This window comes from Streptomyces sp. NPDC059443 (assembly GCF_042750105.1).
Classification (GTDB): domain Bacteria; phylum Actinomycetota; class Actinomycetes; order Streptomycetales; family Streptomycetaceae; genus Streptomyces.
In genome coordinates this window covers 29,523-41,045 of the sequence record NZ_JBHYVM010000008.1, presented here as the reverse complement: position 1 = coordinate 41,045, position 11,523 = coordinate 29,523, and the positions used below count along the sequence as shown (strand labels likewise).

The 11,523-nt window shown below is 71.7% G+C and carries 10 protein-coding genes; 9 read left to right on the top strand and 1 reads right to left on the bottom strand.

From position 1 onward, the window contains the following. The first annotated feature begins 269 nt into the window (after nt 1-269). From ACFXDJ_RS10155 to ACFXDJ_RS10130, 6 genes are all read left to right on the top strand, one after another. Nucleotides 270-1,805 carry an alpha/beta fold hydrolase gene (locus tag ACFXDJ_RS10155; protein ID WP_384651493.1) on the top strand — a complete coding sequence of 512 codons (1,536 nt, stop codon included), beginning with the start codon at nt 270-272 and terminating at the stop codon, nt 1,803-1,805. Between the two features lie 12 nt (nt 1,806-1,817). Next, nucleotides 1,818-3,431 (top strand): alpha/beta fold hydrolase, encoded by a 1,614-nt coding sequence (locus ACFXDJ_RS10150; RefSeq protein ID WP_384651495.1) that lies wholly within the window; start codon nt 1,818-1,820, stop codon nt 3,429-3,431. Nucleotides 3,432-3,435: 4 nt separating this feature from the next. Continuing rightward, a complete protein-coding gene (locus ACFXDJ_RS10145) occupies nt 3,436-4,359 on the top strand; it encodes a DUF4436 family protein (protein ID WP_384651497.1) in 924 nt (307 codons plus the stop codon). A gap of 23 nt (nt 4,360-4,382) precedes the next feature. Continuing rightward, nucleotides 4,383-5,327 carry an RNA polymerase sigma factor SigJ gene (gene sigJ, locus ACFXDJ_RS10140; RefSeq protein ID WP_384651499.1) on the top strand — a complete coding sequence of 315 codons (945 nt, stop codon included), beginning with the start codon at nt 4,383-4,385 and terminating at the stop codon, nt 5,325-5,327. Nucleotides 5,328-5,451: 124 nt separating this feature from the next. Next, nucleotides 5,452-6,669, top strand: coding sequence for an NAD(P)/FAD-dependent oxidoreductase (locus ACFXDJ_RS10135; RefSeq protein ID WP_384651501.1), 1,218 nt, complete (start codon nt 5,452-5,454; stop codon nt 6,667-6,669). A 92-nt stretch (nt 6,670-6,761) separates the two neighbouring features. Continuing rightward, entirely contained in the window at nt 6,762-8,384 is a 1,623-nt protein-coding gene (locus ACFXDJ_RS10130) for a hypothetical protein (RefSeq protein WP_384651503.1), read from the top strand. A gap of 30 nt (nt 8,385-8,414) precedes the next feature. Here the strand turns inward: ACFXDJ_RS10130 and ACFXDJ_RS10125 are convergent, their stop codons facing one another. After that, complete coding sequence (locus ACFXDJ_RS10125) at nt 8,415-9,788, bottom strand: FAD-binding oxidoreductase (protein ID WP_384651505.1); 1,374 nt, start codon at nt 9,786-9,788, stop codon at nt 8,415-8,417. 352 nt (nt 9,789-10,140) lie between these two features. Here ACFXDJ_RS10125 and ACFXDJ_RS10120 point away from each other — a divergent pair, with 352 nt between their 5' ends. From ACFXDJ_RS10120 to ACFXDJ_RS10110, 3 genes are all read left to right on the top strand, one after another. Beyond that, entirely contained in the window at nt 10,141-10,725 is a 585-nt protein-coding gene (locus ACFXDJ_RS10120) for a DUF5994 family protein (RefSeq protein ID WP_384651506.1), read from the top strand. A gap of 86 nt (nt 10,726-10,811) precedes the next feature. Next, on the top strand, nt 10,812-11,078 hold the full coding sequence (locus tag ACFXDJ_RS10115) for a hypothetical protein (protein ID WP_384651508.1): 267 nt from the start codon (nt 10,812-10,814) through the stop codon (nt 11,076-11,078). A gap of 59 nt (nt 11,079-11,137) precedes the next feature. Further along, complete coding sequence (locus tag ACFXDJ_RS10110) at nt 11,138-11,410, top strand: hypothetical protein (protein WP_384651510.1); 273 nt, start codon at nt 11,138-11,140, stop codon at nt 11,408-11,410. The last annotated feature ends 113 nt before the right edge of the window (nt 11,411-11,523 follow it).

The following is an 11,523-nucleotide window of genomic DNA, read 5'->3' as shown; positions in this document are numbered from 1 at the left end:
TGGAGCGGGGCGCCGGCGCGCCGCCCCGGGCCGGGGGGGACGGCGCCCCCCCGCCGGGGGGCGCCCCCCCCCCCCACCCCCCGCGGCGCGGGCGCGCGCCGCCCCCCCCCACCCCCCTCGTCCAGACCTCTCGACTTCTCGGTCCTCACCCTCCGCATGCGTGCGAGCGCACCACCGGGTAGCGTCGAAAGCGTGTGTTCCGCCCAAACCGCTGCGGCCTGGCCCGGCAGGGCCGCCGTCTCCGTCCGGGGGCAGAGGAACGAGATCACATGCCGAAGCACAGCCTCTCCGCGGCGACCGCCGCGGCCGTTCTGGCCTGCCTGACGGCGATCGGCCCCCCAGCGGCCGTCGCCGCTTCATCACCCGGCCCGGCGGCCCCAGCCCGGTTCGTGCCCGGCGCCTGTCCGAAGCCGCCCGAGCCCATCGAAGCGTTGGGTCACGCACGGTGCGGGTTCCTCCAGGTACCCGAGAACCGCTCGCGCCCCGGCGGCCGGACCATCAAGCTGGCCGTGGCCGTCATTGCGGCCGTCAAACCGGCGAAGCCCGCACAGGATCCCGTGGTGTTCATGGCGGGCGGCCCCGGTGGCGAGACCTTCGACGACATTCCGTTCCTCGTGGAGTCCGGCCTCAACAAGGACCGCGACCTGATCATCATGGCGCAGCGCGGCAACCTCTACGACCAGCCGAACCTCGCCTGCCCGGAGATCGACCGGTTCAACGAGACGGCCGTGGGCCTGCGCTACGGAACGCAGCCGGCGCAGCGGCTCATGCTGAAGGCGGTGAAGGAGTGCCGGGACCGGCTGGTGGCCGAAGGCGCCGACCTGAGCGCCTACAACACCACTGAGAACGCCGCCGACTTCGCCGACCTGCGCAAGGCCCTGGACCTCCCCCGGTGGAACGTCTACGGATACTCCTACGGCAGCGACCTGGCCCTCACCTACCTGCGCCTGTACCCCGAGGGAATCCGCGCGGTGGCGATCGACTCGGTCGCGCCTCCCCAGAGCACGGTCCTGCCCTGGGGCTGGAGCAGCGCCAGGGAGGGGATCGACAACATCTTCAAGGCGTGCGCGGCGCAGCCCGCCTGCAAGAGCCGGTACCCGGACCTCCCCGGTCTGCTGACCGAGCAGGTGCGCAAGCTGGAGGCACAGCCCCTGACGCTGAACGTCCCGCCGGCGAAGGGGGAGAAGCCGGTCAAGGTCGTCCTCGACGGAGGTGCGCTGCTGGACCTGATCGTCGCCTTCACCCCCCGGCCCAAGGACATCCCGGCGGCCCTCACGGAACTCGCCAACGGGAACCCGCAGCGCTTCGCGCAGGCCCGCGCGGCCGGCTCGGTCCAGAAGATCGGCATGAACGCGCACGGCCTGACGGAGTCGGTGGCGTGCGGCGAGTGGGCGCCGGGCTACTCGGAATCCGACGTGCTGGACGCAGGACGCAAGGCCTTCCCCGCATGGCCCGACACCGTACTGGCCCAGGCGCCTCAACTCCCCTTCCAGTACCCGATGTGCGGGATCTGGAACGTTCCGGACCGCGCCTCCGTCACGCGGGTGGCCACGGTCAGTTCCGTACCGGCGCTCGTCATCTCCGGCACGTTCGACGTGAAGACCGGGGCGAGTTTGGCCGGTGGCGTGATCCGCGACCTGTCCGGCTCGACCGCCGTGCAGATCCCCGGAATCGGCCACTTCGTGGTCCCGCAGTCGCCTTGCGCGCAAAGCGTGCTGGCCTCGTTCCTCGCCAACCCGACCGCGCCCGACACGGGCTGCGTGGAGGGCCTCCAGCCCGAACCGTTCACGATCATCCCGAAGTGACCGGGAGGACAGATGACACTCCATCACGCGCCCCGACGTCGTCGGCGCACCACACGAAGACTCCTGGCCACCTCGGCCGGTCTGGCGACCGGTCTCCTCGTCACCGGCCTGCTCACGGCCCCCGCCCAGGCGCAGTCCCGTACGGACGCAAGCACTGGTCCCGGAGCACCGACCGGTACGGTCGCCCGTACGGTGGGCGACGCCAGTTTCAAACCCGGCCCCTGCCCCAGGACGGCGGCGCCGACCCCGGAGCTGAACGGGGCCCGCTGCGGAACGCTCACCGTGCCCGAGAACCGCGCCAAACCGAGCAGCCGGACGATCAGCCTCGGCGTCGCGATCGTGCCCGCCCTGGCCTCCACACCCCGACCCGACCCCATCGTGTGGCTCGCGGGCGGCCCCGGAGACGATGCGCTGAGCGAGGTGAAGATGGCCGTCGACGGCGGCCTGAACCGCGACCGTGACGTCATCTTCATGTCCCAGCGCGGTACGTACGCGGCCGTCCCCGATGCCCTGTGCCCCAACATCGACGAGTTCAACGCACACGCGATCGGCCTCGTCTCCGACGCTCCGTCCACCGAACGCCTGCACGTCGATGCCACGAAGGCCTGCCGCGACAAACTGGTGGGCAGCGGCATCGACCTCAGTGCCTACAACGACACCGAGAGCGCCGCCGACTACGACGGCCTGCGCACCGCACTGGGCATCAAGCAGTGGAACCTGTACGGCATCTCCTACGGCACCCAACTGGCGCTGGTCTACATGCGCCTGCACCCCGAGGGGCTCCGCTCGGTGGGCATCGACGGCATCCTGCCGCCGTCCAAGGGCGGGTCGGCCTCGACCTGGAGCAGCTTCAAGCAGGGCGTCGACGGCCTGTTCAAGGCCTGCGCGGACCAGCCGGCGTGCAACAAGCGCTATCCGAACCTGCCGGCCACCTTCGAAAAGCTCGTCCGCGACCTCGAAGCCAAGCCGGTCACCACCACCGTCACGCCCACCGGCGGCGACAAGCCGGTGAAGGTCGTTCTGGACGGCGGGACCCTGGTGAGCTGGCTGACCACCGCCACCCACACGGCGGAGGTCGTACCCGTCTCCCTCGACGAACTGGCGCACGGCAACCCGCAGCGGATCGCCCAGCAGTGGGCGGGCTGGAGGACCAACCCCAAGGGCATCGGTGTGACGTCGCACGGCCTCGTCTACGGCGTCTTCTGCAGCGAGTGGACTCCGTACGAGACCCAGGAGCAGGCGCTCCGGGGCGGACAGGAAGCGTTCCCGACCTTCCCCCGCTCGGTGCAGGCCCAAGCTCCGGCGCTCACCTTCCTCCGACCGGACTGCGACGTCTGGAACGTCCCCCCGGCCGCACCCTCGATCCGGGACGTCACGCGCAGCGACATCCCGACCCTCGCCCTGTCGGGCGCGTTCGACTCCCAGACCGGAGCGGACAACGGCCCGTACGTGGCCCGCACGCTGAGCAAGGCCAAGGTCGTCACGATCCCCTACGAGCCGCACGTGGTGTTCGCCACGTCGAAGTGCGCCCAGGAGATCGCCGTCTCGTTCTTCGAGAACCCGGCCGCGCCGAAGACCGAATGCCTGAACAGCCTCAAGGCGCCCGAGTTCCAGACCTCGGAGTAGGGGCATGACCCTGCCGTCGGAGTCACCCCGCCCACGCCGCTCCGGTGCCTCGATCCTGCCGGTCCTGATCCCCATCGCGGTGCTGATCCTGGTGGCGGTGTCCGTGGGGTCGTGGCTCCAGTTCACCGAGCGGCAGGCGTTGGACCGGGTCCACACGGTCGGCTCGGCGGCGGCCGACCGGGTGGACGTGGCGGCCACCGTCCAGCACGTCGACGCCGCGGCCAGGGAGCTGGTCCTGCGGGTCCGGGTCACACCGCGCGGGACCCTCGCCGCGGAGGAGGAGGGCGGGATCGCCCCGGTGGCCGATCTCACCCTCCAGACCTCCGCGGCGACCCTCGGCGACCTGACCTTCAAGGCCCACGAGCGGCTCGCGATCAGGGACGTGCAGGTCGCGCTCACGGGTGGATCGATCAGCGACTACCCGTTCGACACCTACCAGACCGACATCGAGTTCTGGGCACAACTGGGCGGCAAGCAGGTGCCGGTGCGGATGCTGTTCTCCAACAACGACACGCTCTTCGCCGTCATCACCACACCCGCGCCCGCACCCTCGACCACACCCGCGCCGGCCACCCCCTCCCCGCAGGAGGCCGTCATGGGGCTGGAGCTGGCCCGGTCGGGCAGCCTGATCATCTTCGCGGCCTTCATGATGCTCGTGATGTGGGCGCTGGCGGCGTCCGTGCTCATCGCGACCTGGTACCTGACGTCCCGCGGCGAAGGCCTGGTCTGGCCCGCCCTCGCCTGGATGGCCGCCACCCTGTTCGCCCTCTCCGCGTTCCGGAACAACGCCCCCGGCACACCCCCGATCGGCTGCGTGCTGGACTGGTACGCCTTCCTGTGGGCCGAGACCGTCATCGCCCTCTGCCTGATCGCCGTGGTCCTCACCGGGGTCCGTACCGCCCTGCGAAACGGGTCCGGTGCGAAGTAGCAACAAGCCCTAGGATCACGGGCATGGCCCTGATCACCAGTGATGTCGAGCTCTTCGAGACCGCCAGGCCCCGGCTGGAGGCCATCGCCTACCGGCTGCTCGGCTCATCGAGCGAGGCGGAGGACGCCGTACAGGAAACGTTCCTGCGCTGGCAGGCCGCCGACGTCGGGCGGATCGAGGTGCCCGAGGCCTGGCTGACGAAGGTGCTCACCAACTGGTGCCTCAACATGCTCACTTCGGCCCGCGCCCGGCGCGAGACGTACGTGGGGAGGTGGCTGCCCGAGCCGCTGCTCGCCGGGGACCCGATGCTCGGCCCCGCCGGCACCGCCGAGCAGCGCGAGTCGGTGTCCTACGCCGTCCTCGTGCTGCTGGAGCGCCTGTCGCCGGGCGAGCGGGCCGTGTACGTGCTGCGCGAGGCCTTCGAGTACCCGCACCGGGAGATCGCCGAGATCCTGGAGATCACCGAGGCCGCCGCCCAGCAGACCTACCACCGGGCGAAGAAGCACATCGCCGACGGCAAGGCGCGCACCGAGATCGACGACGTCACCGCCCGGAAGATCGTCGAGGAGTTCCTGGCCGCGGCGACCAGCGGCCGCACCGAGCCCCTCCTGCGCCTGCTCACCCAGGAGGCCGTCTCGGTCGGCGACGGCGGCGGGAAGGTCCCGGCCCGCGCGAAGGCGTTCGAGGGAGCGCTCGCGGTCGCCACGTTCATGCGCGGCATGTTCAAGCCCAGCCCGGCCAAGCGGGCCCATGTCGGCGGCACGCCCGAGATCTACGCCACGACCGCGAACGGCGGGCCCGCCGTCCTGGCGGTCGTGGACGGCCGGGTCGTCGGGATCATCTGCCTGGAGGTCACCGAGGAGGGCATCTCCGCCATCCTCAACCAGGTCAACCCCGACAAGCTCGTCCGCGCGACCGAGCGGTGGGCCGCCGCCGGCCACGAGGAGGCTCCGCTCCACACCCTCTGAGGGGGTGCGGAGCGGGTGTGGCGCAGGTCACATTCGGATCCTGTCAGGGATCGGGGAGCTGTCCGGTTCAAGGTGCGAAACCACGCCGGACACCGGCGGCCACCGCCCAGACAGGAGCACGGACATGCAGCACCGAATCGTCGTCCTCGGAGCCGGTTACACCGGAGCGGTCGCGGCCGGCCGCCTCGCCAAGCGGCTGCGCCGCGAGGACGTCACCATCACCCTCGTCAACCCCGAGCCCGACTTCGTCGAGCGGGTCCGGCTGCACCAGGTCGCGGCCGGCCAGGACCTCAAGCCCCGGCCGTTCGCCGAGATGTTCGCGGGCACCGGCGTGGAACTGAAGCTCGCCAAGGTCACCGCCGTGGACGTGGACCGCAAGACCGTGACGGTCACCGCCGCGAACGGCCCCGCGCGGGAGGAGCGGGAGGCGCTGGAGGAACTGGAGTACGACACCCTCGTCTACGCCCTCGGCAGCGGCTGGAACGACGGGGGCGTCCCCGGCGCCGCCGAACACGCCCACGAGCTCTCCAGCCGCCCCGGCGCACTGCGCCTGCGCGACCGCCTGGCCGCCCTGGACGCCGGCCGGTCCGTGGTCGTCGTCGGCGGCGGCCTGACCGGCATCGAGGCCGCGACCGAGATCGCCGAGGCCCGCCCGGACCTCGACGTGGCCCTGGCCGCCCGCGGCGCCCTCGGCGACTGGCTCTCGGCGAAGGGCCGCGCGCACCTGCGTACCGTCGTGGACGAGCTCGGCATCACGGTCCACGAACACACCGCGGTCGACACCGTGGAGGCGGACGCCGTGACCACCGCCGACGGCCGGACCGTCCCCGCCGAAGTCACCGTCTGGACCACCGGATTCGCCGTCCACCCGATCGCCCGGGCCACCGCCCTGGAGCTCGACGGCGGCCGGATCGTGGTCGACGGGACGATGCGCTCGGTCTCCCACCCCGACGTGTACGCCGTGGGCGACGCGGCGATGGCGATAGGCCCCGGCGACAAGCCGCTGCGCATGTCCTGCGCCTCGGGCATCCCCATGGCCTGGCAGGCCGCCGACGCCATCGCCGCCCGCCTCACCGGCACCAAGGTCCCCCACGTCGCCATCGCCTACGCCGTGCAGTGCATCTCCCTCGGCCGCAAGGACGGCCTGATCCAGTCCGTCACCCCCGAGGACCAGGCGATCGAGAAGGCCATGACGGGCCGCACCGCCCGCCTCGTCAAGGAACTGATCTGCAAGGGCGCGGCCTGGAGCGCCTCCAACCCGACCCTGGGCATGCCGTCCTGGCGCCGGCGCGTCGTACCGCAGGAGACCCGGAGCCGCGTACAGGTGCAGGCCGCGGCCTGACCTCGCCGGGGCCGACCTGCCACTTGACGACCTTTTGGGTATTAGGTCCGAATTGCGGATAATGCACTGAACGTGGAGGTGCATCCTGCCCGGTGTCACACCCGACGCTGTTCGCCATCCGACCCGTCACCACCCGGTGCGGGGGCATCAGCGACGAAGGCACCACCGTGACAGCCACCTCCTTCCACTCCGCCGGCCGTGCCCGCTGGATGCGCGCGGCCCGGTGGGCGCCGCCGGCCGTCGGGCTCGTCCTCGGAACATGGGGGAATACGGGCCCCTCCGCGTGGACCGACGAGATAGTCACCATCGACGTGGCGCGGCGGTCCTGGCCGCAGCTGATCGAGCTGCTCGGCCGGGTCGACGCGGTGCACGGACTGCACTACGCACTGATGTACCTGGTCGGGCAGGTGACCGGGCTCAACGAGTTCACCGCCCGGGTGCCCTCCGCGGTGGCGGTGGCCGTCGCCGCGGCCGGCCTCGCGTGGCTCGGGCGGCTCCTCGGCGGCCCCCGCCTCGGACTCTGCGCGGGGCTGCTGCTCGCCGTTCTGCCCACCGCCTCGCGGTACGCGCAGGAGGCCCGCTCGTTCGCCTTCGTCATGGCGGTGGCGGTACTGGCCACGGGCGCGCTGGTGAAGGTCCTGGCCGGCGGCCGTGCCCGGGGCCGGTGGCTGGCCGCGTACGCCGTGCTGACGGCCCTGCTGGGCTGGTTCAACGTACTGGGACTGCTGCTGCCGGCCGCCCACCTGGTCACGGTGGCCCTGCGCAGGCCCGGCCGCCGCGCCGTCCTCCAGGTACTGCTGGCCCAGGCCGCGGGCATCGCCGCCGTCATCCCGCTGCTGGTCCTCGCCTCCGCCCAGAGCTCCGCCGTCGGCGACGCCGCACCGGTCACCGCCGGGACACCGTTCAGCTACTTCACCTGGCTCCTCACCCCCGGCCAGGACACCCTCCCCACCCCGCTGAAACTCCTGCTCACCCTCAGCGCCCTCGCCGCCCTCACCGCCCTCGTCGTGCACCGGCGCGAAACACCGCCCCTGGCCCTCGCCATCGGCGTGCCCTGGCTCGCCGTCCCCCCGCTGCTCCTCATGGCCGTTTCCCTCGGCCATCCCCTCTTCGCCTACCGCTACCTGCTGTTCTGCCTGCCGGCCCTGGCCCTGCTGCTCGCGACGGCCGCCACCGTCCTGCCTCCGCGTCGACTACTGCTGCTCGCGCTCCTGCCGGCCGTCCCCCTCGCCGCGTCCCACCTCGCCATACGGCAGCAGGACAGCCGCCAGTGGGACACCCGCGACGTCATCAGCACCCTGCGCGTCCACGACGCCCCCGGCGACGCCGTCCTCTTCAGCGGCGCCCGGTGCGGCCTGATCGCCACCGCCTTCAAGGAGGCGTTCACGGGACACCCCGACCTGGGCACGGCCCGGACGGCCGCCGGAGCCGCCGCCCTGGACAACCTCCCCGCCGACCAGGCCCTCCTGGAACGGCGTCTGGCCCAGACGCCCCGCGTCTGGCGCATCACCTGCAACCACCTCTCCGACGGCGCCCGCCGGGCCGCCGCCCGCACCACCGCGTCCCAGGAACAGGCCCTCACCCGCGCCGGCTTCTCCCCGGCCTTCCACCACAGCGCCCGCGGCGTGGACATCACCCTCGAAGAACGCCGGGCCCCGGGCAGCCGCGAGCACCAGCTCGACGCTGAGCAGACCGCGGAGCAGACCGCGGAGTAGACCCCGGAGTAGACCCCGGAGCAGACCGGCTCAGGGCTTGATGTTCTGGTTCAGGTGGAACAGGTTCCCCGGGTCGTACGTCCGCTTGACCTCGACCAGGCGGTCGTAGTTGGTCTTGTAGTTGGCCCGGATCCGGGTCTGGTCGTCGTCGGCCATGAAGTTGATGTATCCGCCCTCCTCCGAGTGCGGGGCGGTCGCCGCGTAGTAGTCGCGCACCCAGGCGGTGTTGGCCTCGTTGTCCGCCGGGTCGGGCCACATGCCTGCGATGACGGTGGCGAACGAGGCGTCCCGGTAGGCGAAGGCCGTCGCCTCCGGTGCGACCCGGTGGCAGGCACCGTTGATGGGGTAGATGTGGACCGTCGAGTTCACGACCGGCAGCCGCGGCCCGTGCTCCACGTGCGCGGCGATCGCGGCGTCGCTGAGCTCGGTCACGAAGTTGGCCTTCCAGTAGTGCTGGAGGCCGGGCGGCACCAGCGCGTCGAAGGCGCTGTTGATCGCGGGATACGGCATCGGCCCGACGTACTCGGCGACCACCGGCGCGAAGTCGTGGAAGGCCTGGAGGGCGCGCTCCCCCTCGTCCAGCGGCCCGGCCCAGCACGCCACGACCAGGGCGAAGGGGTCGCCGTGCCGGTCCTCCGGGATGAACGGGAGCGGCGGGGCCAGCTGGAAGGCCGGGAAGGCGCCGAGTTCCTCCGGAGCGTCGGCGATGTAGTCGGCGAAGGAGCGCAGCACGGTAGCGGCGTCTTCCAGTTCGTAGAGCATCGGCCCGCCGTAGACGTCCTTGACGGGGCTGAGCCGGAACTCGAAGGAGGTCACCGCGCCGAAGTTCCCACCGCCGCCGCGAAGGGCCCAGAAGAGGTCGTCGTTCTCCTCCTCGCTCGCGACGAGGAGCCGGCCGTCCGCGGTCACCACGTCGGCGGAGACCAGGTTGTCGCAGCTCAGCCCGAGTCCGCGGGAGAGATAGCCGATGCCGCCGCCGAGGGTGAGCCCGCCGATGCCCGTGGTCGAGATGATCCCGCCGGTCGTCGCCAGACCGAAGGCGTGCGTCGCCGCGTTGAAGTCGCCCCAGGTCGCGCCGCCTTCGGCCCGTGCCGTCCGCCGCGCGGGGTCCACGCGCACGCCCCGCATGCCGGACAGATCGGCCACGATCCCGCCGTCGCAGGTGCCGAAGCCGGGCACGCTGTGTCCGCCGCCGCGCACCGCCAGGTCGAGCTCGTTCTCCCGCGCGAATTCGACCGCGGCGATGACGTCGCCCGCGTTCACGCAGTGCACGACGGCGGCCGGCCTCCGGTCGATCATGGCGTTGTAGACCTTGCGCGCCTCGTCGTAGGCGCCATCGTCTTCAGGGGTGGTGACCGCCCCGCGGACACGTTCACGCAACTGCTCGATCGAGAGCTTGCCCATAGCGATCGCTCCTCGTGCCTGTACGCCGCCACGCGCGCTGCCGGTGAGCCCGGTCCTCTCCGAACCCGGCCCTCTCTTCACGCTACGCCGATGGCGCGAGCCCTCAACTCGGGACCCGAGGTCCGTGGAGCCCTGACCCCCGACTCCGTCCGCCCCCGCGGTCAAGCAATCGCCAACCGACCCGTCGCCGGCGGAAAATACCTGGTCAGGAGCGGCTTCCGGGACCACGAACCCTACGAACCGGAGTACGGTGGAGAGACCGGGAGTATTTCGCACACCCGCTCCACGCGGACGTCGTTTCCGGCGATCACTGCACCGGCCGTTCGCGAACGGCCGGGGACGGGTCCGCGACATGACTACGACCCAAGACCGCGCCGGCCGCGCCGAGTCCCGAGTGATGGCCCCCCTGGCCCCGGCACGCCTGTCCCTCACGCCGAAGACCGCTCTCATCGGCCTGCTGGACGGTGCCTGGTGGCCTCGTTCCCGTGACCTCGAAGCCGAGCTCCCGGCGTTGTCCGCCGCCCTGGACGTGCCCTGGGGACGCATCACCCGCGTCACCGTGAACCCCACCCGCTGGCCCGTCATCCCCCGCGTGGTCGCCACGGACAGGCAGTCGGTGCATGTGGGCTGGTTCACCGAACAGGACCCCGACAAACTGATCCTGCTCTCCTACACCGTCGGCCGCTGGGACCTCCTCGTCATCCCGCCCGAGACCGAGCCCGCCGCCGCGGCCCGGCTGATGGCCGCCGCCGCAATCCCGGGCAGCGTCCTGACCGCCGGTGTCCTGATGGCCAACGAAGCCGCCATCGGGCGCGGGATCCGCGATGCTCGGCGCCAGGAATCCGGCTGGGAGAGCGAAGGCGGGGCCTGCATGTCGCCCTTCGGGAACGCGATGGACCTACGCGACCTCCCGCTGCCCGGGAACGGCTGGAGGTGAGTTCCGCGGGGGCCATCGTCCTCCGGGACCTCCCGGTCCGCCGCCCCCTCCGACCACTCCGACCACTCTGAAGAGGACAAGCCCTCGTGAAGTACATCGAGACCCAGATACTGCCGTCGCTCGGAAGCGCCGAGGTGCGGATCATCGCGCACACCCCCGAAGCCGCCCGAGCGGTCGCGGAAGCGCTCCGAGGCTGCTTCGCCGGCGCGGAACAGCGCAGCTACCCCGGCCTCGACGGCAACACCCGCCTCCACCTCACCGTGGACACATCGAGACCCAGCGACCCCGCCCGCACCTGGCTGGCCGCCAGCAGAGCCCCCGCCGGCGCCGGCGCCCACTCAGACGAGACCTGAGAGACCCGAGCCCCGAGCCCCGGTCCCGAAGTCCGCCCCGCACACGAGAGGACGCGGTCATGGCCACACTGCGCGAACGCAAGACCTACCGCGATCAGGTGCTCCGGGTCCTGTACGAAGCCGTCGAGGGCAACCGCCTCCTCGGCGTCACCGGAGCGCAGCTACGCCGCGACCTCCACGTACCGGAACAGGACCTGGCCGCCGCCTGCACCTACCTGGCGGGCGAAGGGCTGATCACCGTCGACTGGGAGCCAGGGAACACCCCCGCGATGGTCACCCTCACCCACGAGGGAATCCGGCGCATGGAGGCCGAGGAGGAAGAGCACGGCTAGGTCGTCTCTTTCGGATCTTGTCGGCCTTGTCCGCGTCGTTCGGTGCCGTGCCTCGCCGTGCTGCCGGGGCTCCCGCGTACTGGACGTACTCGGGAGCCCCGGCAGTGCGGCGA

Coding starts and splice junctions, on each gene's coding strand:
- ACFXDJ_RS10155 (WP_384651493.1), top strand. CDS start 270: ATGCCGAAGCACAGCCTCTCCGCGGCGACCGCCGCGGCCGTTCTGGCC.
- ACFXDJ_RS10150 (WP_384651495.1), top strand. CDS start 1,818: ATGACACTCCATCACGCGCCCCGACGTCGTCGGCGCACCACACGAAGA.
- ACFXDJ_RS10145 (WP_384651497.1), top strand. CDS start 3,436: ATGACCCTGCCGTCGGAGTCACCCCGCCCACGCCGCTCCGGTGCCTCG.
- sigJ (WP_384651499.1), top strand. CDS start 4,383: ATGGCCCTGATCACCAGTGATGTCGAGCTCTTCGAGACCGCCAGGCCC.
- ACFXDJ_RS10135 (WP_384651501.1), top strand. CDS start 5,452: ATGCAGCACCGAATCGTCGTCCTCGGAGCCGGTTACACCGGAGCGGTC.
- ACFXDJ_RS10125 (WP_384651505.1), bottom strand. CDS start 9,788: ATGGGCAAGCTCTCGATCGAGCAGTTGCGTGAACGTGTCCGCGGGGCG.
- ACFXDJ_RS10120 (WP_384651506.1), top strand. CDS start 10,141: ATGACTACGACCCAAGACCGCGCCGGCCGCGCCGAGTCCCGAGTGATG.
- ACFXDJ_RS10110 (WP_384651510.1), top strand. CDS start 11,138: ATGGCCACACTGCGCGAACGCAAGACCTACCGCGATCAGGTGCTCCGG.